General features: G+C 63.8%; 20 protein-coding genes. 2 read left to right on the forward strand and 18 right to left on the reverse strand.

Annotation, left to right across the window (positions count from 1 at the left end; all coding sequences use genetic code 11):
* Positions 1 to 7: 7 nt before the first annotated feature.
* From M1D44_RS16850 to M1D44_RS16865, 4 genes are all read right to left on the reverse strand, one after another.
* On the reverse strand, positions 8 to 2,677 hold the full coding sequence (locus tag M1D44_RS16850) for a bifunctional diguanylate cyclase/phosphodiesterase (RefSeq protein WP_316854136.1): 2,670 nt from the start codon (positions 2,675 to 2,677) through the stop codon (positions 8 to 10).
* A gap of 253 nt (positions 2,678 to 2,930) precedes the next feature.
* Positions 2,931 to 5,057, reverse strand: a complete 2,127-nt coding sequence (locus tag M1D44_RS16855; RefSeq protein ID WP_316854137.1) for a 3-hydroxyacyl-CoA dehydrogenase NAD-binding domain-containing protein — start codon at positions 5,055 to 5,057, stop codon at positions 2,931 to 2,933.
* Between the two features lie 13 nt (positions 5,058 to 5,070).
* On the reverse strand, positions 5,071 to 6,276 hold the full coding sequence (locus tag M1D44_RS16860) for an acetyl-CoA C-acetyltransferase (RefSeq protein WP_316854138.1): 1,206 nt from the start codon (positions 6,274 to 6,276) through the stop codon (positions 5,071 to 5,073).
* 27 nt (positions 6,277 to 6,303) lie between these two features.
* Positions 6,304 to 7,446: an acyl-CoA dehydrogenase family protein gene (locus M1D44_RS16865; RefSeq protein WP_316854139.1), complete on the reverse strand. Its 1,143-nt coding sequence runs from the start codon at positions 7,444 to 7,446 to the stop codon at positions 6,304 to 6,306.
* Between the two features lie 114 nt (positions 7,447 to 7,560).
* On the opposite strand from M1D44_RS16865, the gene M1D44_RS16870 reads away from it, so the two are divergent.
* Entirely contained in the window at positions 7,561 to 8,580 is a 1,020-nt protein-coding gene (locus M1D44_RS16870) for a GlxA family transcriptional regulator (RefSeq protein ID WP_316854140.1), read from the forward strand.
* 4 nt (positions 8,581 to 8,584) lie between these two features.
* Here the strand turns inward: M1D44_RS16870 and M1D44_RS16875 are convergent, their stop codons facing one another.
* From M1D44_RS16875 to M1D44_RS16920, 10 genes are all read right to left on the reverse strand, one after another.
* The gene (locus M1D44_RS16875; RefSeq protein WP_024978017.1) at positions 8,585 to 8,719 is read right to left on the reverse strand and encodes a hypothetical protein; all 135 of its coding nucleotides are present in this window, start codon (positions 8,717 to 8,719) and stop codon (positions 8,585 to 8,587) included.
* 46 nt (positions 8,720 to 8,765) lie between these two features.
* Positions 8,766 to 9,158 (reverse strand): tautomerase family protein, encoded by a 393-nt coding sequence (locus M1D44_RS16880; protein ID WP_316854141.1) that lies wholly within the window; start codon positions 9,156 to 9,158, stop codon positions 8,766 to 8,768.
* 55 nt (positions 9,159 to 9,213) lie between these two features.
* The gene (locus M1D44_RS16885; protein WP_024978015.1) at positions 9,214 to 9,630 is read right to left on the reverse strand and encodes a MarR family winged helix-turn-helix transcriptional regulator; all 417 of its coding nucleotides are present in this window, start codon (positions 9,628 to 9,630) and stop codon (positions 9,214 to 9,216) included.
* A 603-nt stretch (positions 9,631 to 10,233) separates the two neighbouring features.
* Entirely contained in the window at positions 10,234 to 12,420 is a 2,187-nt protein-coding gene (locus M1D44_RS16890; RefSeq protein ID WP_316854142.1) for a TonB-dependent siderophore receptor, read from the reverse strand.
* Positions 12,421 to 12,539: 119 nt separating this feature from the next.
* A complete protein-coding gene (locus M1D44_RS16895; RefSeq protein WP_316854143.1) occupies positions 12,540 to 14,162 on the reverse strand; it encodes a PepSY-associated TM helix domain-containing protein in 1,623 nt (540 codons plus the stop codon).
* Positions 14,163 to 14,169: 7 nt separating this feature from the next.
* Entirely contained in the window at positions 14,170 to 14,436 is a 267-nt protein-coding gene (locus tag M1D44_RS16900) for a hypothetical protein (protein ID WP_024978011.1), read from the reverse strand.
* On the reverse strand, positions 14,433 to 14,717 hold the full coding sequence (locus tag M1D44_RS16905) for a hypothetical protein (protein WP_316854144.1): 285 nt from the start codon (positions 14,715 to 14,717) through the stop codon (positions 14,433 to 14,435). Before M1D44_RS16905 ends, M1D44_RS16900 begins: the two co-directional genes overlap by 4 nt.
* 170 nt (positions 14,718 to 14,887) lie before the next feature.
* On the reverse strand, positions 14,888 to 15,367 hold the full coding sequence (locus tag M1D44_RS16910; protein ID WP_152543723.1) for a hypothetical protein: 480 nt from the start codon (positions 15,365 to 15,367) through the stop codon (positions 14,888 to 14,890).
* A gap of 88 nt (positions 15,368 to 15,455) precedes the next feature.
* Positions 15,456 to 16,043 (reverse strand): 2-hydroxychromene-2-carboxylate isomerase, encoded by a 588-nt coding sequence (locus tag M1D44_RS16915; RefSeq protein WP_112186840.1) that lies wholly within the window; start codon positions 16,041 to 16,043, stop codon positions 15,456 to 15,458.
* A 49-nt stretch (positions 16,044 to 16,092) separates the two neighbouring features.
* Positions 16,093 to 16,827: an SDR family oxidoreductase gene (locus M1D44_RS16920; protein WP_024978007.1), complete on the reverse strand. Its 735-nt coding sequence runs from the start codon at positions 16,825 to 16,827 to the stop codon at positions 16,093 to 16,095.
* Positions 16,828 to 16,919: 92 nt separating this feature from the next.
* Here M1D44_RS16920 and M1D44_RS16925 point away from each other — a divergent pair, with 92 nt between their 5' ends.
* The gene (locus M1D44_RS16925; RefSeq protein ID WP_316854145.1) at positions 16,920 to 17,495 is read left to right on the forward strand and encodes a TetR/AcrR family transcriptional regulator; all 576 of its coding nucleotides are present in this window, start codon (positions 16,920 to 16,922) and stop codon (positions 17,493 to 17,495) included.
* Between the two features lie 13 nt (positions 17,496 to 17,508).
* Here M1D44_RS16925 and M1D44_RS16930 read toward each other — a convergent pair whose 3' ends face one another.
* The 4 genes from M1D44_RS16930 to tssH all read right to left on the reverse strand — a co-directional run bounded on the left by M1D44_RS16930 (position 17,509) and on the right by tssH (position 22,101).
* Positions 17,509 to 18,006: a hypothetical protein gene (locus M1D44_RS16930; RefSeq protein ID WP_316854146.1), complete on the reverse strand. Its 498-nt coding sequence runs from the start codon at positions 18,004 to 18,006 to the stop codon at positions 17,509 to 17,511.
* On the reverse strand, positions 18,003 to 18,536 hold the full coding sequence (locus tag M1D44_RS16935; RefSeq protein WP_428984195.1) for a hypothetical protein: 534 nt from the start codon (positions 18,534 to 18,536) through the stop codon (positions 18,003 to 18,005). Before M1D44_RS16935 ends, M1D44_RS16930 begins: the two co-directional genes overlap by 4 nt.
* A 428-nt stretch (positions 18,537 to 18,964) precedes the next feature.
* The gene (tssE, locus tag M1D44_RS16940; protein ID WP_316854147.1) at positions 18,965 to 19,399 is read right to left on the reverse strand and encodes a type VI secretion system baseplate subunit TssE; all 435 of its coding nucleotides are present in this window, start codon (positions 19,397 to 19,399) and stop codon (positions 18,965 to 18,967) included.
* Entirely contained in the window at positions 19,396 to 22,101 is a 2,706-nt protein-coding gene (gene tssH, locus M1D44_RS16945; RefSeq protein WP_316854148.1) for a type VI secretion system ATPase TssH, read from the reverse strand. Before tssH ends, tssE begins: the two co-directional genes overlap by 4 nt.
* Positions 22,102 to 22,115 lie beyond the last annotated feature (14 nt).

The following is a 22,115-nucleotide window of genomic DNA, read 5'->3' on the forward strand; positions in this document are numbered from 1 at the left end:
AAAACGATCAGGTTTCCGCAAGCTGCCTTTTGGCCACAAAGGCTTCAAACGCTGCGGGCGGCACCGGTGGGCAGAAGAGGTGGCCCTGGCCGTAGTCACAGCCTGCGGCCACCAGAATCGCCTTCTGCTCCTCGGTCTCGATGCCTTCGGCAATGACCTTGATGCGCAGTGCGTGCGCCATGCTCACGATGGCGCTGCACAGGGCGATGTCTTTCGGGTCATGCGCGAGGCTGCGCACGAACGACTGGTCGATCTTGATGTAGTCGATATCAAAGCGCTTCAGGTACGAGAGCGACGAATACCCCGTGCCGAAATCGTCGAGTGCAATGTCCACACCCGCGCGCCGGAATTCGTGCAGGTGCTCGATCACCTCCGCGCTGTCGGCCATCAACGAGCCTTCGGTTATTTCAACGACCAGACTGTGCGGCGGAAGCCCGCGGCGCTCCACCACCTTGGGCCACGATTCGGTGCCCGACTGGTGCGCGCGGAACTCCAGCGGCGACTTGTTGACCGACACCTGCATCGTGTTGTCGAGCGTGGCCTGCCAGTGCGTGAGCTGGTCCAGGGCTTTGTTCAGCACCCACTTGCCGATCTCGACGATCAGCCCGCTGTCTTCCGCCACCGGAATGAAATCCGCCGGATCGATCTCGCCCCGCACGGGGTGCGTCCAGCGGATCAGCGCCTCTGCCTTTCGGACCTTGCCCGTGAGCAGATCGACGATGGGCTGGTAGTGCACCGCAAGCTGGCCGTGCGCGAGCGCCACGCGCAGGTCGCTGGTCACGCGCAGGCGTTCCTGTTCGGCGCGCTGCAATGCCGGGGTAAAGACGGCCCATTGATTCCGTCCCGCGCTCTTGGCCGCAAACATGGCCTGGTCTGCGCGCACGAGCAACGATTCTGCGGTGTCGGCATCGCGCGGGTACAGCGCCATCCCAATGCTGGCCGACACCTCCACGCTTTCCTGGCCGAGCTGCAGCGGCGCGGCAATGCGCGCGAGCAGGCTGCGAATGATGGGCGTGACCGCCCCGGCATCGGACAGGTCCGGCAGGATGATGATGAATTCGTCGCCCGCCAGCCGCGCGACCGTATCGGTGCCTCGCACGATGGCGGAGATGCGCCGGGCGATCTCCTTGAGCAGGACGTCGCCCTGGTCATGGCCGAGCGTGTCGTTCACTTCCTTGAAGCGGTCCAGATCGATGAACAGCAACGCCAGTTGTGTAGACGTCTGTCGCGCCCGCGCAATCTCCTGCCGCAGGCGGTTGTAGAACATGTGCCGGTTGGGCAGATCGGTGAGCGCATCGAAGTTTGCCTGCCGCCAGATGACCTCTTCGGCGCGCTTTTTCTCCGTCATGTCGTGGATGAGCGCAACCCGGCGCGGCTCGCCCAGCGTGCTGTCTGCAAACGTGTCGATGGTGAGCAGCGCGGGGAACTCGCTGCCGTCCTTGCGGCGGATCAGGTATTCGCCGCTCCACGAGCCCTTGGTTGACACGCCTTCGCGCATGGCGTCGATCACGGTGGCCTCGTTGCATTCGGAGCGGATGGCATCGCTGGACTGGCCCTTGAACTCCTGCGCCGAATAGCCGGTGGTGATCGTAAAGGCCGGGTTCACGTCGATCACGTGCCCGTCGAGCGTCGTCACCATCATCGCTTCGCTGCTCGAGGCATAGACCATGGAGGCCAGGCGCATGTCTTCCATGTGCCGCTTGCGCTCGGCCCCCTGGTGGCGCAGCGTGAAATACAGCAGCGCGAGCAGCAGGGTGGAGCCGGCCGCCTCCACCAGCGCGGTGCGCCGATAGCCGTCGTAAGGCGCCAGCACCGAGGCAACCGACTCACCCACCAGGAAGTACAGCCCGATCTCCGGTACATGGTGATAGCCGATGATGCGCTCCACGCCGTCGGTGCCCGACACCACGCGGTAGCTGCCCGTTTCCAGCGCGCCCGGCTTGTTGAACTGCCGGGCGCGCGGCGGTTTTTCGATACCCGCGGTCGGGTTGGGCACGCGGGCCAGGACCTGCCCTGACTCGCGGATGATGGTGGCGGCCCCGTCCTTGCCAATGGCAAGCGTATTCGCAAAGCTGGCGAACTGTTCCGGGCTGACCGACACCACGACGACACCGGCAAACTGGCCAGCCCTGAGGATGGGGCGCGTGAACTGGATCGACCACTTTTTCGAGATCTTGCCCTGCACCGGGTCGCTGATGAACAGCACATCGCGTCCGCCCGATTCCTTGTGCACGCGAAAGTGTTCGCGCTGGCTCAGGTCGACGCGTTCTGTCGTGGGGCCGATGCTGGAGTAGACCAGCATGCCGTTCTCGTCGATCACGGCCACCTGGAAGGTCAGGTCGCGCACGGCCTCCTGCCGTTCGTGGATGACGTGCTCGAACACGTCGCGACCGGATAGCCAGCTCGCGCGCAGATCGAGCAGGAACTCCGACACGCGCCGCACGCTGCCGAGTGAGTACTCACCAAATGCCCGTGCTTCAACCTGCGTGCGCGACTGCGCATCACGGATCAGCCTGTCGCGCTCTTGGGTGAGTTGATGGAACGTGAACGTCCAGATGAACAACAGGACCAACACTGCACCGACATTCAGCGGAGACAGCAGCCTCCGCCGCCATCCTTGCCATGGCGTCGTATCGGTCGTGCCATCAGAAAAAGCCTTCGATTGCTTTGCGGGCATCCCCACTCCAGCGTTTGCGTGTCCAGTTCTCTGGGGCACGCGCGCAGCGTGCCTGGGTGTCGGCAATTTCAAGTGTCTTCCACTCTATATCGGAGCGAAGCACATGTGTCTTAAGCCGAACGACCTGGCCCGCGAATGGATGCGCAATCGTTTGCTTTTGGGGGCAGAACTCGGACTTACCCGGGGTTGGTGTGTGGGCGCAACGCTTGTAAGTGAGGCGCCGCGCAGACGGTGGTTGCGCGGCGCTGGAGGGTCAGCGTTCGTAAAACGCGGTCTGTTTGTCTGCCATGTCACGCAGCAGGACGGGGGGCGCGAAGCGGCGGCCGTGTTTCGCAGCCAGCCGGTCGCACAGCTCGACAAAGGCGCCCACCCCCATCCGATGGATGTGCGACACCGGCCCGCCCCGGAATGCCGGGAATCCCCAACCCAGCAGCGCGCCCACATCGGCATCGCGCGGGTCGGTCACCACGCCTTCATCCAGGCATCGCGCCGTTTCCACGGCCTGCACGGTGATGAGGCGATCGACCAGCGTCTGCACGTCAGGTTGCGTGGCGGCTTTTGGGTATTCGGTCGCCAGCCCGGGCCACAGCGTTTTCTTGCCGCTCTCCGGATAGTCGTAGAAGCCCTGGCCCGCTTTGCGGCCGAGGCGGCCCAGGGCCACCATGCGCTCGGCCACGGCTTCGCCCGGGCGCTCGATATAGGCGACACCCAGGTCGGCGCGGGTTTGCTGGTTGACCTTGTGAATCAGCTCGCTCGAAACCTCGTCGATGAGCGCGAGCGGCCCGACCGGCATGCCGGCCAGCATCCCGGCGTTCTCGATCAATGCGGGCGCCACCCCTTCGGCGAGCATCGCCAGGCCTTCGAGCACGTAGGTCGAAAACACGCGGCTCGTATAAAAGCCGCGGCTGTCATTGACGACGATGGGTGTCATGCCGATGGCCTTCACGTAATCGAGCGCCTGCGCCAGCGTGGCCCGCGTGGTCTGCCGGGCGACGATCACCTCCACCAGCGGCATCTTGTCGACTGGCGAGAAGAAATGCAGCCCGATGAAGTTGCCCGGCCGCTGGCTTGCCTCCGCCAGCCCCGTGATTGGCAGCGTGGACGTGTTGGACGCGAAGATGGCATCGGGCGACAGCACGGCCTCGGCTTGGCGCGTGACGTTGGCCTTGATTTCGCGCTGCTCGAACACGGCTTCCACCACGAGCCCCGCGCCATCCAGGTCGGCGTAGGACGTGGTGGGCTGGATGCGCGCGAGCAGCGCTTCAGCTTGGTCGGCATGCAGGCGCCCGCGCTGTACCTGTTTCTCGACCAGCTTGCGCGAATAGTCCTTGCCGCGCTCGGCGGCTTCCTGCGTGGTGTCGAGCAGCACGACAGGCAGCCCCGCCTTGGCCGTGACATAGGCAATGCCAGCGCCCATCATGCCTGCGCCCAGCACGCCCACCTTGGCGTAGCGGCGCACCGGCACATCGCCGGGGCGCGCGGCCAGCTTGTTGGCGGCGTTCAGGCTGAAGAAAAGGGTACGGATCATCGCGCGGGCCTCCGGCGACAGCACCGCCTGCACGAAGTAGCGCGCCTCGGTCTTGAGGCCCGTATCAAGATCGGTGATGAGCCCCTCGTACACGCACGACAGGATGCTGGCCGCTGCTGGATAGTTGCCGTAGGTTTTCTGCCGCAGCATGGCGTTGGCCGCAGTGAATAGCTGCTGCACGGCGGGGCTGGAGATGCCGCCGCCAGGGACCTTGTAGCCCTTGGTGTCCCACGGTTGCTGCGCGCGAGTCTGGCCTTCGCCGAGGAGCCACGCGCGTGCGGCATCGGCTTCTTCGCCCGCATTGACGACCGCATCGACAATGCCGAGCTTGAGTGCGTCGGCCGCCTTGATGCGTTTGCCTTCCAGCAGCATCGGCAATGCCTTCTGCACACCAATCAAGCGCGGCAAACGCTGTGTACCGCCGCCGCCCGGCAAGAGGCCCAGCGTGACTTCCGGCAGGCCGAAGCGTGCGCGGGCGTTGTCGGCGGCCACGCGGTAGTGGCAGGCGAGCGCAATCTCCAGCCCGCCGCCCAGCGTGGAGCCCGGCAGTGCGGCGGCCACGGGTTTGCCGCAGGTTTCCAGCTTGCGCAGCATGCGGTGCAGCTCGCACGTGCGTTCAAACAGGGTGGGCGCGTCGTCGCTGGCCTGCAGCCATTCGAGGTCGCCGCCGGCAATGAAATCCGTCTTGGCGGAGGTGATGAGGATGCCCTTGACGCTGGCATCTGCGCACACGCGTTCGATGGCGGCAAAGAAGGCGGCGCAGGTTTCGCCGTTGAGCACATTCTGCGCGCGGCCCGGCTGGTCCCACGTGAGCGTGGCGATGCCGTCGGTGTCGATGGTGATGTCGATCATGTCAGCTCGCTCCTTAAACACGTTCGATGATGGTGGCGGTGCCCATGCCGGCACCCACGCATAGCGTGGCGAGGCCCGTGCTCGCGCCACGCCGCTCCAGCTCGTCGAGCAGCGTGCCGAGAATCATGGCGCCCGTCGCGCCCAGCGGATGGCCCATCGCAATGGCGCCGCCGTTGACGTTGATGCGGTCATGCGGCACGGCCAGCACCTCCATGAAGCGCAGCACGACGGAGGCGAAGGCTTCGTTGAGTTCGTACAGGTCGATGTCGGACGCGGACATACCGGCGCGCTTGAGCGCCTTCTCTGCTGCGTGGGAGGGGCCGGTCAACATGATCGACGGCTCCGAGCCGATGCTTGCAAAGCTGCGGATGCGCGCACGCGGCTTGAGGCCCGCACGCTTGCCGGCCTCGCGGCTGCCGATCAGCACGGCCGCCGCGCCGTCGACGATGCCCGAACTGTTGCCCGCGTGGTGCACGTGTTCGATGCGTTCAAGCTCTGGATAACGCTGGCGGATCACCGCGTCAAAGCCGTATTGCTCGCCCAATTCCGCAAACGACGGTTTGAGCTGCGCGAGCGTGTCTACGGTGGTCTGCGGGCGGATCATCTCGTCGCGGTCGAGCATGGTCAGGCCGTTCTGGTCACGCACCGGCACGATGGAACCCGTGAACCAGCCGGCGGTGCTGGCTGCATGCGCACGGCGGTGGCTCTCTGCAGCGTAGGCATCGACGTCACGTCGGCTGTAGCCCCACTTGGTGGCGATGGTGTCGGCCGACACGCCTTGCGGCACGAAGTACAGCGGGATGGCGGCTGCGGGGTCGACCGGCCATGCGCCCCCGCTAGCGCCCATCGGCACGCGCGACATGCTCTCTACGCCGCCGCCGATGGCAAAGTCGCTTTGCCCGGCCATCACCTGCGCGGCGGCCATGTTGCAGGCCTCCAGGCCCGAGGCGCAGAAGCGGTTGATCTGCACGCCGGCCGTCGTCTCGGCATAGCCAGCAGTGAGCACCGCGACGCGGCCGATGCACGCGCCTTGTTCACCCACGGGTTCCACGCAGCCGAGCACTACGTCGTCCACGAGCGATGTGTCGAGCTGGTTGCGGTCGCGGATGGCGCGCAGCGCGGTTGCGGCCAGGCGCAGCGGCGTCACGCCGTGCAGGCTGCCGTCCTTCTTGCCCTTGCCGCGCGGCGTGCGCACGGCGTCGTAGATATAGGCTTCCATAGCGTTGAGTCCTGAAGGTCGTGCTCGTTAAAGGGTGCGGGCGATCAGCTCTTTCATGATCTCGTTGGTGCCGCCGTAGATCTGTTGCACGCGCGAGTCGGCCCACGCGCGGGCGATGGGGTATTCCCACATGTAGCCGTAGCCGCCGTGCAGTTGCACGCAGCGGTCCATTACCTTGAACTGCAGGTCGGTGGTCCAGTACTTGGCCATGGACGCGGTGGCGGCATCAAGCTTGCCGGCAAGCTTGAGCGCGATGCACTGGTCAACAAACACGCGGCCGATCTGCACTTCGGTTTTCAGTTCCGCCAGTGCGTGCCGCGCAGTCTGGAAATCGAGGATGGCCTTGCCGAAGGCCTGGCGCTCGCGCACGTAGCGCAGCGTCCATTCAAGCGCGCCTTCGGCCGAAGCGATGGCACCGATGGCAATCTGCAGGCGCTCCCACGGCAGCTCCTGCATCAGGTAGGCAAAACCGCGGTGCTCCTCGCCGAGCAGGTTGGCGGCCGGCACGCGCACGTTGTCGAAGAACAGCTCGGCGGTGTCCTGCGCTTTCATGCCAACTTTCTTCAGGCGCTTGCCCTTGCTGAAGCCCTCCATGCTCGTATCGACCACGAAGAGGCTCGTGCCCTTGGCGCCGCCTTGGGGCGTGGTACGCGCCACGACGATCACCACATCGGCGTGCCAGCCGTTGGTGATGAAGATCTTTGAGCCGTTGAGAACGTAGTGGGTGCCGTCGCTGCTGCGCGTGGCGGTGGTGCGCACGCCTTGCAGATCGGAGCCGGCGCCGGGTTCGGTCATGGCGATCGCGCCGATCATCTCTGCGCTCGCCAGCTTGGGCAGGTAGTGTTGCTTCAGTGCCTCGCTGCCGTAGTGCAACAAGTAGGGCGCAACGATTTCAGAATGCAGCCCAAAGCCGAGGCCGGTCGCGCCGGCGCGCGCAATTTCCTCCATCAGCACCGTGCTGTAGCGGATATCGGCACCTGCGCCGCCGTAGGCCTCGGGCATGCTGGCGCAGTGGTAGCCCGCGGCGGCGGCCTTCTCCCAGATGGCGCGGTCGACGTAGCCCTGGTCTTCCCAGCGCTCGTGGTGGGGCAGGGCTTCCGCGTCGATAAAGCGGCGGACAGATTCTCGGAAGGTGTCGTGTTCAGCGTCGAACAGCGTGCGGGCAATCATGGCGGCTCCTGATGGCGGCTCCGAGTGGGTGGCTCCGGACTGGCGGCGAATGGGTTGCCGTATTTCAACAAGGCCGCGACAATTCCGGTTGATCTGGATCGCCACCTTATTGACATGAAGCGCCAGCCGAAAGCAGTCTCCAAACGCCACGGTGTGCACGCGTGGGCGCGTATTGCCATCCTGCTGCCGCCGCGCCTCTTCGCGGGCTACGTGTTTCTCACTCAAGAGATGCTGCTGGTGGCGGGCACCATGCAGGCACGCAGCGTGGATGTGATGGGCAGCCGGCTCTTCGACATTGATTTGCTGTCCGCCGACGGTGCCGCCGTATCGAGCTTTGGAGAGATGCCGGTGCCCGCCACCGCCGCGCTGACCGATGCCGCTTACGACGTCGTGATCGTTCCCGCACAGTTCGCCCCAGAGTTGGTATTGGACGCGGAAGAGGCGCGCATCGCCGATTGGCTGCGCACGCGCTATGACGCCGGTGCCCTGGTGGTTGGCATGAACGCGGCACCGCTGTTCGCCAAGGCTGGACTGCTGGATGGTTGTAGAGCGACCGGGCTGGCGAGCGAGCGCGCCTGGTTTGCCCGGCATTTTCCCGACGTGCGTTACACGCCGGACCAGCCTCTGGCGGTGGATGGCCGCATCATCACCGTCAGCGGCATCAACCCCGCCGTGGACGCCTGCGCGTACGTCATCGATCACTGCTGTGGGGTGGGCGCATCTCGTCGGATGTTGCGCACGGCGCTCACGCAATCGCTGCCGTCATACGAACACATGGCCGTGTGGACGGCGCAGTTCAAGCGTCACGGCGATGCGGCCATCCTGGCCATCCAGGAAATCGTGGAGCGGGAATTGGCCGTGCCGCCTGCATTGGCGGAACTGGCCGCCCAGGCAGCGATGAGCGAGCGGACCTTGACGCGCCGTTTTGCCGCCGCTACGGGCAGCAACCTGCGGCGTTACGTGGCGACGCTGCGGTTGGAGCTGGCGGCGTTTCTGCTGCGCACGGGCCGGCTGCCGCTCGATCACATTGCCGATGAATGCGGTTACGGCAGTGTCAGCGCACTGAGCCGCGCGTTTTCTGCCGGCCAGGGTTGCAGCCCCTTGCAATACCGGGCGCAACAGCGCACGCGCTGAAGCGTCACGGACGCAGCAGATCGAAGCCAGCCAGCAACACCACACCCGAGAGCGCGGTCAGCGGCAACGAATGTTGGCCAAAGTACAGCAAGCCGGCGGCCAGCCAACTGGCCGCGAAGAAAGCGCTCATGCGGTTCATGATTTCACCTGTTCTTTGTTGGGTGGGATCGACGCGATCGGCACATTCACGCGTGCTGGTACCGGCACTCCTGCGTCTTGCCGCCGTAGCCGTAAGCCGCTGCGCGAACGTCCTGCACATAGATATAGCTCTCTTCATGCAGATTGCCGAGTAGCTCAGCAAACGCCGTGAACGCCTCGGCGATGTACTGCGCCTTCTCCGCCTTCGTATTCGTTTCGTCCGTCACCTTGATGTCGAAATAGATGCTGTTCTTGCCCTGCGCGGCCAGCGTCTGCCCCCCGACGACCCAGTCTTCCGGGGCTACATAGTCGATGGCGATGGCCGTGACCTTCGGGTCTTTGCCCAGGATGCGAGAGGTGAGTTCCAGCAGCGTGGTGGAGATCTTCTGCGTCATTTCTGCAGAACGTTGGGCACTGACTTTGACGTTGAGAATCGGCATGATCGTTTTCCTTATTAGTTAGCAATGCAACTAGTTGATCAAAAAAAATGGACGCTCATGTCAGGGTGGAGCGCACACCTCGGATCTTCGTCACCGTATCGGTGAATTCATTACTGCCCAATACGCGCTTCAACCTTGCGGTGACGGCGCCGCTTGCCTCGTTCAACGCTGCGCCGATCTTGGCCGCTTCCCGCGTCGGAAAGACGGCGGTCTCGCGGCCGTCGGCTTCGGTCTTGCGCCGTTCGATCAGGCCCTTGGCTTCCAGGCCATCGAGCGCGCGCGTTGCCGTGGGGCGCGTGACGGACATCGCTTCCGATAACTCGCTTTGGAGCATGCCCGGGCGGTCGACGATCGCACGGAGCATGAAGCCTTGCGGCGGCGTGAGATCGAAAGGCGCAAAGGCGTCTGCCCAGACGCGGTCGAGCTTGCGGGCCAGGGCGGTGGTGTTGAAGTAGAGGCAGTGGTCGAACATGGTGAAGTGGATGGTATGTGAGGATGGTTAGATATGCAACTTGTTTTTTGTTTTTGTGGTCCATCCCCCTTTCGTTCCCTGCCGGGCACGACTCACTTTTCTTTGTCTTGCCAAAGAAAAGTAAGCAAAAGAAAGGCGCGCCCGAGATGGCGAAAGCCTCCTTGGATTTGTGTCGCGGGGAGGGGAAGGAGCCAAACTCGCTGCGCTCAGACAAGGCTCCTTCCTTAATCCTCCCCGCAACAAAAATCCAAGGCGCCATCAAGGGCTCAACGTCAAAAGAAAAAGGCCAACCCGTCGCGCGGTTGGCCTTGCCGTTGGGGCGAGCGCCCAGATTGTTTGGCTGTTGGTCTTTGACTTTGCTGCCCTATGCGGCGCCTTGAATTTCTGTGCGCGGGCGGAAAAAGGAAGGAGGCTTGTCTGAGCGCAGCGAGTTTGCCTCCTTCCCCGCACGGTCACAGAAATTCAAGGGGAAGTCGCTGCATCGGGCGCGCATTTCTTTGCTTACTTTCTTTGGGCAAGACCAAAGAAAGTGAGTCAGCCCCGGCAGGGGATGAAACAAGAGATGCACCACCAACACAAAAACAAACACCAAAATAAAAAACATCAAAAATAAACCGTAGCACTAGCCCTGAACGTCCGAGGCGCCCCCTGCACAAGAATGAACCCCCAGCTCGGCAACCAGTACTTCTCATTCGTCAGGTTGTCGACATTGAACCGCAGCGTGACCGGTTTGCCGCTCACCTTGGTCGAATACCGCGCCCCCACATCAAACGTGTGATACCCCGGCACGATGTTGCTGTTGTTTGCTTCCAGCGCCGAGTTGCCAACGTATTGGCCGCCCGCCGACAGTACAAGCCCCGGCATGGGCGGCACTGCATATTCCACATAGGCCGTGGCCTTGAAGCGCGGCGACCCATAGGCCCGTTTGCCCAGCACGGAGGCGTCGGACTCCGTGTTCTCGGAATTCATGAACAGCACGCCGCCCAGCAGCGTCCAGTCACGCGCGAGCTTGCCGCGTGCGCTCAATTCGAGCCCGCGATATCGCGTCATGCCGTCTTGCGTATAGACGTTGTCCGGCCGCAGATACGCCAGCCCGCGCTGCACCTGGAACAGCGCTGCGCCGAATGTCCAGTCATGCAGTTCGGCCTTGGCGCCCACCTCCACCTGCTTGCTTTTGAGCGGCCCGAATACCGTGCCCGCGTTGAGTGCAGTGATTGGTGCGCTGCCGCCGGCCTCAAGCGATTCCACGTAGCTCGTGTACAAGGTCACAGGCTGCACGGGTTTGAACATCACCGCCAGCGTGGGCGTGATGGGCTCGCGGTTGTACCTGGCTGAAGTGCTGCCGTCGGCGTTGTACCCGGTCTGGTTGAAACGCGTGTAGCGCAACCCGCCAAGCACCGACCACTGCTCGCTGAATTTGACCGTGTCGCTGGCAAAGACGGCGGTCTGGTCGATCCTGGATGTGCGAGCCAGACCGTCGGACGAGGGCACCCGCATCGGTGTCGCGCCGGAAAACAAGAATGCCGACGTGTCGTACAGATTGCCCGTACCGAGTATCGTCGAAGCAAAGCCGCCCGTGGCTTGCGTGAGACTCTGCCACGACGTGCCAAAGACGAGATCATGCTCGATCGGTCCTGTGCGAACCTTGCCGTTGGCTATCACCTGCGCCTGGCTGTACTGGTAGCGCTGGTACGAGCTGTACTGCAATTCGCTGAAGTTGCCTGTGTTGTCGGTCAGCTGGATCGCGCTGTCGGCATTGCCCCGGTTCTGCTGCGTGTAGCGATAGGCGGCGCGCACGTTCCAGTCGGGCGCGGCTGCCCAGTTCAGTTCGGTGCCGACGGATTTGATCTCGGTCTCGTAATACGAGCCTGGTGATGACACACGCTGGCTGCCGTCAATGGCGCGCGGCGTGCGCACGAACTCCGTCACTGGCACACCAAAATCCTGGCCGGGGATGATGCCGTAGTACGCACCCTGCACGTTGCGCTGCATGTACAGGCCATCGAACGACCACTGCAGATCGGGCGTGATGCGCGCATCGAGCACTAGCGAGGCAGAGTCGCGCTTGATATGGCCGCCGTCGACGAAGGTGTCGCCTTCCTCATGCACTACTCCCAGGCGGGCGCCCAACGCCTTGGTCGGGCCGAAGCGCCCGCCCACATCCACCGATTCCTTGAGCGTGCCACCGCTGGTAAAGCCGAACGTGGCGCTGCCGCCAAAGGTGTTGGTGGGGCGCTTGGTCACGAAGTTGGCGATGCCGCCCGGTGTGCCGAAGCCATACATGAATCCCGACAGGCCCTTGAGCAGTTCCACACGTTCGAAGTGTTCGAGCGGAACATCGCTGCCCCAGTTGGGCACAGCCAGGCCGTCGACCTTGTAGCCCTCCAGCAGATCCAGTTGCAGGCCGCGGATGGTGATGTTCGATGCCTCGCCGATGTAACCGTCGTTGTTGGCGGTGACCGCCGGATCGCCCTTGAATACCTCGCCGATGGTCTGCGCCTGCCGGTTCTGAATCAGCTCCTGCGTGGCAACGTTGATGGTGAACGGTGTATCGAGCACAGCCTTGTCGCCCAGTGCGCCGGTGCTGGCCTGCTTCGCGCCATACCCAGCAGGTTTGCCTGCAGTGACTTGCGTGGCGGGCAGGTCGACCTGCGTGGTGGTCTGCTGCGCTTGCGCCGATGCCCCTGCACCCATGGCGGCGAATGCCAGCGCGAGCCGGCGCACCAGCGGCGTTGGGCGAAGGAAAGCGATAGGACGGCGTGAAGCGGGTAGTAAAGCAACGGCTCGCATGATCAAGCTCCCCTGGATCAATGTTGTGGACAGGCGTGCGCAGTCCCGCGCGAGCCGGCGGGCGGCATGCGCGGAGTCTGTGCGGGTGGTTGTGGTTATTTGGTGCGGAGCGTGTGGAGCTATGGCTCTCTGGCGACGCTCGGGTGCAGGTCGTTGCCGGTGCGCGATTCACGCGCCGGCATGGCCCAGACAGAATCGGGCGCACCGTGGCGCGCCCGGCGCAGCGTCGCACGGGCAAGGCCGGCAAAGCCGCACGCGAGCGCCAGTGCGCCCAGGTCGAAACCGGCCACCATCCAGTCGCCGCGCGCCATCGTGCGCAGCAGGTGGTCACCGGTGACGACGGCATTGGTGATGGGCGCAAGCACCGCTGCAAGGGCGGCAGCGCTCAGCAGTTCGACGGCGCCGCGTGCTGGCGGCCGCAGCATCGCCCAGGCAATCGCTGCGAAGAACACGGTGTAGTACGTCACGCCAACCGAACGCTCGGGCCACAGCAGGGCCGCCGGGAATGTCGCCATGACGCCGACGCAGCATCCGATGCACACGCCAACCGTGGCGCGCGCCAGCAGTTGATGCACGCGTGGCTGATCGGCCTTGCGTTGCTTGCGGCGCGATTCGATCCACAGCAGGTTGCCCGAATAGAAGACGAACGCCCCCGCCAGCCCCATCACGAGATACGCGAGACGCAGGACGATGTCGCCGTAAGTGCCGAAGTGCAGGCCGTAGACAAGGCTGTAGATGGCGTGATTGGTGTCGCGCGCATCGGGCGTCTGGTTGCCGACAAGCTTGCCGCTGTCGGGCTGATTGGCAGCCGCGCGAATCGCCACTGAACCGTAGTCGCCGACCGCTCGCGTGCTGCTGCCACGCACTTCCGCCACGGCATTCGCATCGCCAATGTGCTGGTAGTGGATCGACTTGACGGTGAAGTTCGGATCGGCCACCTCGCGTGCACGGGCCAGCAGTTGCTCGGCCGGCAGCATCGGCGCAGCGCGGTGGGCGGCCACCACCGTGCCAGCCGCTGTGGTCACACGCGGCACCGCATCGAACAGCTTGCCGTTGAGTGCCACGGTATTGAACACGGTCATCAGCACGATGCTCAGACACAGCACCGGCGCGGTGATCGCAAAGATCAGGTGGAAGGGCAGGCTGAACAGCCCCAGCACGTTGTGCATATCCATCCAGAAGCGCTTGAGATTGCGCCCCGGGCGGACGGCCAGCAGATCCTTCTTCAAACGCGGCAGGTGCAGCAGCACGCCCGAGATGAGCGCCACGCCATACAGCACCGAAATCAAGCCCATGAAGTACATGCCCGGCGCTTCCAGACCCAGAGAGTAGTGCAGCCGGTTCAGAAAATTGGCCAGCTCGCCCTTCGAGGGCTCGATCGACAGATCTTTCGGCGAGGTCTTGCCGGCAGCGAGCCTACTGCCGGTCGTCATCTGCCAGTCGCCCTTGCTGTTCTGCCAGTACGCGGAGAACTCCGGCTCGCCCTCGTTGGGGAAGATGACGTATGCGCTTGCCGCTGCGGCCGGGTGCGTGTGCACCAGCGCGTTCACGAAGTGATCGATATCGGCCGGCTTGATGGCAACGGCGGGATGGTCGGCGCGCAGCGGGTTCTGCCACGCATGCAGTTCTTCATGGAACACGGTGAGCGCGCCCGCAAAGAACGCGATGAACAGCGCCCAACCCGCTATCAGGCCCACCCAGGTATGCAGCGTCTGATACAGACGTAAGGTCGTCGATTTCATGGCGACGTCAAGCCACCATCAGGCGCGGTAGCCATAGCACGCCGAACGACACCGCGTTGGCTGCCGCCAGCACGCCCCACGCATGGGCGCTGCTCCGAAACAGCACGCTCACGCTGATGATCACGGCCCACAGCGGCAGGCACGCGAGCAGCGCACCGATGACGCCGCTGTCCCAGCCGCCCGGCAGCCACAGAATGGCCAGCGTGCACAGCGCGACCGACAGCGGCAGCCCCAGCACGGTACCGGCCAGCCACTTGGTGCCCATGCCGTTCATGACCTCGCCCCAACGCCTGCACGCCGTTGATGTGTCCACGCACCCAACATGGGCCATAGCGACAAGGCCCCCGTCACCACGAGCACCACCGCGATGGTTGCCCCCGGCCAGCCGAGCGCGTCGTTCCACAGCGCGGCGGCAATGACCGACAACGCAACGGCGGCGCTACACAGGGCGCGCCTGCGCAGGCGTGGGGCGGGCGCGAGCAGCACCTGGTTGGGCGCGGCCGCATACAGGCAGCCCGCCGCCAGCAGCCCGAGCAGGAGGGCAATACCGTGCATGGCAGTGTTCAGTTTTGTTGATAACGCAAATGATAATGATTCGTATTAAATTACACAAGCCAGGCAGATTCAAGCGTGGGGATGGGGGAATTGACATGCCGCCGCGAGGGCGGACGTTGGTCAGGCAGCGCCCGCGCCATGGGTGGCGGGCGCGGCAGGTGTGACGGGGGTTACTGCTGCAGAACCTTGTATTCGATCTTCTTGAGCACGCCGTCCGCATCGTCGAAGTAGAACGAGGCGATCTTTTTCGAACCAATCGGAATCCCGACAAACATCACACCGATCGCTGCATCGCGCGTGTAGCGATAGTTCCAGATATCGAGACCGCCGGCCGCAGCCTTGTCGCTTGGTGCACCCAGTTCGAGCGCCACGTCCCCGCGCTTGGCGACGCCGGGGACGAATTGCTTTTGCAACGATTCCTGCGTGGCGTCGGCAATCTTGTCAACGCCCGTTCCACTGCCGACGCTGACCGCGCAGCCGGACAGGGCAAGAGAAAGCGCAATACCGGATACGAAAATGCGAAACATGAAAGTCCTTTTTATTGATTGGAGTTTGGAAAGCCGCTTCAATGCCACAGCGCACATGGCTGATGCGCTGCCCCCGCATCGAATGCGCGCCCGCATCGTAGAGAGGACGCGCAGGAAGCGCATCCCCCAGAACGGCTCGTTCTCCAACAATCTGAGGTGAAACTTTCTAATGTCTCGTCTGATTGACGCTTAACTCAGCGTCCGCGGGCGTCTACGCGAGTGCCGCTTCCACAAAGTGCAGACGATCCTGCCCCCAGAACATCTCGTCGCCGACAAAGAACGTGGGCGCACCGAACACGCCGCGTGCCACGGCCTCTTCGGTCGTCTTGCGCAGCGTCTGCTTGATGCGGTCGTCCTGCACAAGCTCCAGCATCAGCGCGGGTGAGATGCCGGCCGCTTCCAGCACCGCAGCGAGTTCCTGCAGATCACCGAGATTGCGGGGGTGCTCGAACATCGCGCTGAAGATGGCGGCGAGGTAGCGGTGGAATTCCGCATCGCTGCGCAACTGCATGCCCACCGCACCGCGCATCAATTGCAGCGTGTTGATCGGAAAGTGCGGGTTCTGCTGGATCGGCACGCCAAAGTGTTTTGCCCAGCGTTCCAGATCCACATTGGAGTAGCGGCCCTTGGCGGGAATCGTCGCCGGGCTGCTGTTGCCTGTGGCCTGGAACACACCGCCCAGCAGCATCGGCCGCCAGACAATGTCCGCGCCCTTGGCTTGCGCGATCTTCGGCAACTGGTGATACGCGAGGTAGCTGTAAGGGCTGCCCACATCGAAGAAGAATTCGACCTGCTTCATGCGTGTGTCTCCTGGTGTCGTGATGTTGCGATGGGCTTGGAACAGGCTTCTACCAGCGCTCGATCCAGGGCCGCAGGTCGAGTTCATGGGTCCACGCATCGCGGGGCTGCGTGTGCAGATACCAGTAGTTCTCGGCGATGTGCTCGGGGTTGAGGATGCCGTCCTGGTCTTTCAGCGCGTAGCGCTCGGGAAAGTTCTCGCGGATGAACGCGGTGTCGATCGCGCCGTCGACCACCACGTGCGCCACGTGTATCCCCTTGGGGCCCAGCTCGCGCGCCATGCTCTGCGCCAGCGCGCGCAGCGCATGCTTGGCGCCTGCGAATGCCGCAAAGTTGGCTGCGCCGCGCATGCCTGCGGTTGCGCCGGTGAAAAGGATCGTGCCGCGCCCGCGCGTGACCATGCGCTTGGCCACTTCGCGCCCTGCTAGGAAGCCCGAAAAACACGCCATCTCCCAGATCTTGAAATACTTGCGCGCGGTCTCTTCCAGGATGCTGCTCGGCACGTTGGCGCCAATGTTGAAGACCATCACCTCGATGGGGCCGACGTCGCGCTCGATGTCGTCGACGAGCTTGATGACGTCGTCTTCCTTGCGCGCGTCGGATGCGAAGCCCTGCGCCCGCCCACCTTCCGCGCGGATCGCCTCGACCAACGGTTGCAGCTTGTCGGCCGAGCGGCGTGTCACGCAGGCGATGTAGCCCTCGCGCGCGAAGCGCCTGGCGATGGCGCCGCCCGTGGCATCGCCCGCGCCGATGACGAGGGCCGCCTTGTTCTTGCTTGTCTCCATGTCCACCTCGTTTATAGAATAACGATCGTTACCGAAAGCAAAATTATGCTACTGGTTGCATAGTGTCAAGCGGGAAAAACGCAGGGGAAAAGATGCGATACCAGCCCGGTCACAAGGAAGAAAAGCGCAAGGAGCTGCTGAAGGCCACGGGCCGCAAGGTCAAGGTGAACGGCTTTGCCGCGACCGGCGTGGACGCGCTTGCGCAGGCGGCCGGCATGACCAGTGGCGCGTTCTATAGCCACTTCGGCTCCAAATCGGATTGGCTCAAGGCATTGATCGAAGCCGAACTTGCCGCCAGTCGCGAAATGTGGGCCGGCAATCCGCACGATACGGCCGAAGATTGGCTGCGCTTCGAGCTGGATCGCTACCTGTGCCTTGCCCACGTGAAGCACCCCGAAGCAGGCTGCGCCGTGCCCGGCCTTGCCGCCGAGATCGCGCGTGCAGATGCTTCAGTGCGCAAGCTGTATCAGGAAGAGATGCGCAAAGGGCACGCGATCCTGGCGCAGCGTCTGGGTGACGATGATGCCGCGTGGGCGATGATTGCGCAGCTCGTGGGTGCCATCCATATCGCGCGTGCCATGCCGGAGGAGGCCATGCAGCGCACGATTGTCGAGGCGAGCAAGCGGTTTCTGCAGGACGCTGTGACGCGCCTTGCCGCCAAGTCCTGACGTACGAGGCCCGCTATTGCAGGTTGCCCCAGCGCGGCACAGCGGGTTCCGCGTTCGCCCATTGCCACGTGGTGCCGTTCTGGCACGCATAGATCGTGTAACCGGCGCCGGGCGCATTCTTGGGAGCCAGGGCTTCCTGAACGGTCAGAACGGCCTCGCGGCAGGTGGCCAGCGGCGTCGTGAACGTGCGCACCAGCACGACCTGGCCGTGTGCCTTGGTCAAGCCCATCATGCGTTCGAGCGACCAGTTGAGCGAAGGCGTGCTGTCGCTCAATCGCCCGACTGCCATCGCCAGCGCGTCTTGCTCGCTGGCGGCCCATTTGCGCGTTGCGTATTTGATGGAGGCATCGGTCGCGGCGTTGACCGACACGGCCACACCGTAGGCCACCGCCGGATTGCCCGTGACGGTGCCCGTGGCCACGCCCGCTGCCGCGCCGGTCAACGGCCCCACCGACGAGCAGCCGGCCATCAGACACGCACACCCTGCTACAAGCCAGCGCGCGCGGCTCATTGCAGCGAACCCCATCGCGCCGTAGCCGGTTCTGCCGTCGCCCACTTCCATTGCTTGCCGTCATGGCAGATCGAGGCGACGAAGAAGTCGACCTTCGCTGCGCCGTCTTCCATTCCGTCGACGGTAAAGAGGATTTCCTTGCAGTTGACGAGCGGCCCGTTGATCGAACGCGTGACCACTACGCGGCCGTGTTCGTCTGGCTCTAGGGGGATGCGGTGCTTGACCTGCCAGTTGCCGACGGTGTTGTCGGCCAGCGCGCCGGCAATCTGCGCGATGTGGTCTTGGGTTTCGGTGTGGACGACACGCTGGCTGTGTTGCAACGCGGCCCGTGCGCCAGCTTGCACGCCCAGGCCGATGCCGGTGGCCACCGCCGCGTTGTCGGTCACCTTGGCAGCAAGGGCTGCCCCGCCGATGCCGGCTGCGGCAGTCGTGCCTTCCGACATCAGCGAACTGCAACCGCTGAGTGCCAACGTGCTCAGGGTGAGCGCGCTGCCCAGCATCCGGGCGGATGCGAACCGAGGTGTGCGCATGTGTGGACTTCCAAATCTGCAACAGAGCGAATTCTAAAGGACACTGCGGCCCGCAAACGGCGATGCGGCGCGGTTTCTCACAATTGTTTTTAGTTGCTGCGGTGCGGTGTTGCCTTTGTTCAGCCTGGGCAAAGCGCCTTCAACTGCGTGGCCAACGCATCAAAAACCACCCGCACCCGTGTCGATACTGGCGCTCTTTGTGGTCGATACACATGGAGCGTCCAAGGTTGAGGCTCGAACCGTCGAAGCACGCGCACGAGGTCGCGCTCGATATGCGGACGCAGCGCGGCACCGGCTGCGCATCGCCGATTGACCAGCCCGGTGCGGCGCCAAGGGGGTCGTTGGGGGCACGGTGCGGGCCGTGACTCGCACTGGTAAAGACCATCCGTTCGCTAGGCGGTGAGGCGACCGTGGTTGGTCATCGCTTTTCAGTTTCGATCCAACTCCGCCTTAAGTAGCGTCAGGCGCGTGCCACCATCGGGCATAAAGTGCGTACCGTAGCGGACCAGTCCAAGCTGGTGAAGATAACAGCTCATCGTGAAACTGAGCAGCATGCCTGGGTCGGGTTCCTCAATTTCGATATCGATGGATTGCAGGCGGGGTTCATAGGCCAGCAACGTCGTCTCGATTTCGCGCTTGAGCGTGTGCGCGGACGCTGGCAAGTGGCGATACACCTTTGTCAGATCGCCTAGCCCGTAATCCGGCACGTGCGCCAGGCAATTGCGCCGGCTGTTCAGGATGCGTTGGATGTTGTCCTGCACGGACAAGAAGGTTTGTGTGGCCTCATCAAACGCATCGATCGGCGCACCATTCGCAAAGTGCCCCGTGATGGCCTCGAACAGCCCTGGACCGCCGCGCGTCATGCAGCAATGCCCTCGTGTTCATCAAAGTGCACCGCAATCCCCTCGGCCTCATCAAACGACAACCGGATCGCGGTGGGCTTGCCGCGATTGGCGCCACATAGCAGCAACTCGCGCGAGAGCACCGGTAAGATCTGCTGATCGAGCAGGCTATCAATATTGCGAGCGCCAGAGTCCGGCAACTGGCACGCCCGCACGAGTTCGCTCACCAATGCGTCGTCACATGCTAGCGGGACTTCAAAACGTCGCGCGATGCGTGTTGCCACCTTGCCGAGCTTCATGCGCACGATGGTCGTCAACGCATCAGCAGACAGCGGCATGAACGGAATGGCCTGGAAGCGCGCGAGCAGCGCAGGCTGGAAATGCTCGACCAGGAGTGGCCGGATCGCCTCCATCAGCATGCTGGGCGTGGCGACGCCACCGGCTTCCGAGACGGCGTTGTTTGCCGCCAGGATCTCGTCGCTGCCAAGGTTCGATGTCATCAGGATCACGGTATTGCGGAAATCGATGATGCGCCCCTCGCCGTCACGCATAAAGCCGCGATCGAAGACTTGGTAGAACAGGTTCAGCACATCGCGGTGGGCCTTCTCCACCTCATCGAGCAGGACCACGCTGTATGGTCGTTGACGCACAGCTTCCGTCAGCACGCCGCCTTGCCCGTAGCCGACATAGCCCGGTGGCGAGCCCTTTAGCTGGGATACCGTGTGCGCTTCCTGGTATTCCGACAGATTGATGGTGATGAGTGAACGTTCTCCGCCAAACATCAGGTCGGCGAGTGCGCGGGCGGTTTCCGTCTTACCCACGCCGGACGGGCCGGTGAGCAGGAACACGCCCAGTGGCGAGTCTTCTGACTTGAGCCCGGCCTTGGCGGTGCGCAAAATTTTGCCCAATGCGGCCAGCGCATCGTCCTGGCCTACCACGATGCGCGCCAGCCGAGCTTCGAGCTCCAACAGCGTAGCCAGTTCGTCTTCGAGCAAGCTGCCGAGGGGCACGCCCGTCCAATCCGCGACGACCTGACCGATCACGCCTTCGTTGACTTCCAGCGGCACCAGCACAGCGCCTCCCGGCACCGCAGCTGTATCGCGTTGTGCCTTGATGGCTTGCTGCCAGCCACGTCGGGCGGATTCGTCGGTGGTGTTTTGCCAGGCGTGGCGCAGTCGCTCAAGTTCCTGCGCCGTATGCCGTTGCTCGGTCCATGTCGCTTGCAGGGTTGCAAGCTGCGTGTCCAGTTCAGCGCAACGTGCCTCGATGCTGGCGAGTCGGGCGTGGGCATCGATGGCAGTGGCGCCTTGGTCTTCCAGCAACGCGGCACGTTCGATGTCGAGCGCGGCGCGTTCGCTTTGCGCTTCGCTGATCGCCAGCGGCGTGGTGTCCATGCCAAGGCGCACGCGTGCAGCAGCCGTATCGAGCAGGTCTACCGCCTTGTCCGGCAATTGCCGCCCCGTCAGGAAACGGCGCGAGAGCTTGACCGCTGCCGTGACGGCGGCGTCGGTAATGTGTACGTTGTGATGCTTGGCGTACCGATCTTTGAGGCCACGCAGCATCAGGCAAGCGTTGTCGTCGTCCGGCTCGTCGACCTTGACCATCTGGAAGCGCCGCTCCAATGCGGCATCGCGCTCAAAGTACTGCTTGTATTCGGCCCACGTGGTGGCGGCAATCGTGCGCAACTCGCCGCGTGCCAGCGCTGGCTTGAGCAGGTTGGCGGCGTCTGCGCCGCCGGCCGTATTGCCTGCGCCAATGAGCGTGTGCGCTTCATCAATGAACAACAGAATCGGTGTGGCCGACTGCTGCACCGCTTCAATCACGTTTTTCAAACGCTGCTCGAACTCGCCCTTGACGCCCGCACCCGCCTGCAGCAGCCCCAGATCAAGCGTCAGCACGGTTACATTGGCGAGCACCGCTGGCACGTCGCCTTCTGCAATCTTGAGCGCGAGCCCCTCGACCAGTGCGGTCTTACCAACGCCAGGCTCACCGACCAGGATCGGGTTGTTCTTGCGTCGGCGCATCAGGATGTCGATCATCTGGCGAATTTCCACATCGCGCCCGAAGACAGGATCGATGCGGCCATCGCGCGCTTTCTGCGTGATGTCGACGGTAAAACGTTGCAGTACGCTCGCGTCGGCTTGGCCTGGAAGGGCAGCCGTCGCTGCAGGCGCACCAGTTCCGGCAGGTCGTGTCGATGGCGCTGCCGCCTTGCTGGATGGCGTTGCGGAGCCAGAGGCAGCCTTCGGCGTCTCGGTGGAGATTCGATCCAACTCCGGCATGAGTCGTTGGATCTGTGCAGCGGAGACCGATAGCAGCGGCCAGGCATCCGGCGCGCGCAGCAGGCTTGGCGACTCCACCAGAGCCGCCAGCAGGTGCGCCGAGCGGATGACCGGTTGCCCTTCTTCCAGGGAGGCGTGTATCCAGGCCGCCTCCATCAGCATCCCCAACCGTTGCGACAACCCCGGCTTGCCGCGCAGATCATGCGACAGCCGCTCTATCGCGGCCAGCAATCCGTTCCAGATCGCGTCCGTATCCAGCTCGTAACGGCGCGCGATCGCCGTCAGATCTCCCTCGCCCAGCTCCAGCAGCTTAATGAGCCAGTGCTCAACCTCGATATTGCGATGGGCGCGTGTCTCGCATAGGCTGGCCGCATCGGCAAGTGCTTGGGCGCAGTGAGAGTTGAGTCGACGCAGGAATGGGGAAAGGTCGCGGGCGGTCATGGCGGGGGATCGGC

This window comes from Ralstonia sp. SA306, assembly GCF_054792405.1.

Excerpts from the sequence above, each read along its gene's own strand:
- M1D44_RS16850 (WP_316854136.1), bottom strand. The coding sequence starts at position 2,677 with ATGCCCGCAAAGCAATCGAAGGCTTTTTCTGATGGCACGACCGATACG.
- M1D44_RS16920 (WP_024978007.1), bottom strand. The coding sequence starts at position 16,827 with ATGGAGACAAGCAAGAACAAGGCGGCCCTCGTCATCGGCGCGGGCGAT.
- M1D44_RS16855 (WP_316854137.1), bottom strand. The coding sequence starts at position 5,057 with ATGATCGACATCACCATCGACACCGACGGCATCGCCACGCTCACGTGG.
- M1D44_RS16900 (WP_024978011.1), bottom strand. The coding sequence starts at position 14,436 with ATGAACGGCATGGGCACCAAGTGGCTGGCCGGTACCGTGCTGGGGCTG.
- M1D44_RS16935 (WP_428984195.1), bottom strand. The coding sequence starts at position 18,536 with ATGCGCACACCTCGGTTCGCATCCGCCCGGATGCTGGGCAGCGCGCTC.
- M1D44_RS16875 (WP_024978017.1), bottom strand. The coding sequence starts at position 8,719 with ATGAACCGCATGAGCGCTTTCTTCGCGGCCAGTTGGCTGGCCGCCGGC.
- M1D44_RS16910 (WP_152543723.1), bottom strand. The coding sequence starts at position 15,367 with ATGCGCTTCCTGCGCGTCCTCTCTACGATGCGGGCGCGCATTCGATGC.
- M1D44_RS16895 (WP_316854143.1), bottom strand. The coding sequence starts at position 14,162 with ATGAAATCGACGACCTTACGTCTGTATCAGACGCTGCATACCTGGGTG.
- M1D44_RS16885 (WP_024978015.1), bottom strand. The coding sequence starts at position 9,630 with ATGTTCGACCACTGCCTCTACTTCAACACCACCGCCCTGGCCCGCAAG.
- tssH (WP_316854148.1), bottom strand. The coding sequence starts at position 22,101 with ATGACCGCCCGCGACCTTTCCCCATTCCTGCGTCGACTCAACTCTCAC.
- M1D44_RS16860 (WP_316854138.1), bottom strand. The coding sequence starts at position 6,276 with ATGGAAGCCTATATCTACGACGCCGTGCGCACGCCGCGCGGCAAGGGC.
- M1D44_RS16905 (WP_316854144.1), bottom strand. The coding sequence starts at position 14,717 with ATGCACGGTATTGCCCTCCTGCTCGGGCTGCTGGCGGCGGGCTGCCTG.
- M1D44_RS16890 (WP_316854142.1), bottom strand. The coding sequence starts at position 12,420 with ATGCGAGCCGTTGCTTTACTACCCGCTTCACGCCGTCCTATCGCTTTC.
- M1D44_RS16870 (WP_316854140.1), top strand. The coding sequence starts at position 7,561 with ATGAAGCGCCAGCCGAAAGCAGTCTCCAAACGCCACGGTGTGCACGCG.
- M1D44_RS16915 (WP_112186840.1), bottom strand. The coding sequence starts at position 16,043 with ATGAAGCAGGTCGAATTCTTCTTCGATGTGGGCAGCCCTTACAGCTAC.
- tssE (WP_316854147.1), bottom strand. The coding sequence starts at position 19,399 with ATGACGCGCGGCGGTCCAGGGCTGTTCGAGGCCATCACGGGGCACTTT.
- M1D44_RS16880 (WP_316854141.1), bottom strand. The coding sequence starts at position 9,158 with ATGCCGATTCTCAACGTCAAAGTCAGTGCCCAACGTTCTGCAGAAATG.
- M1D44_RS16925 (WP_316854145.1), top strand. The coding sequence starts at position 16,920 with ATGCGATACCAGCCCGGTCACAAGGAAGAAAAGCGCAAGGAGCTGCTG.
- M1D44_RS16865 (WP_316854139.1), bottom strand. The coding sequence starts at position 7,446 with ATGATTGCCCGCACGCTGTTCGACGCTGAACACGACACCTTCCGAGAA.
- M1D44_RS16930 (WP_316854146.1), bottom strand. The coding sequence starts at position 18,006 with ATGAGCCGCGCGCGCTGGCTTGTAGCAGGGTGTGCGTGTCTGATGGCC.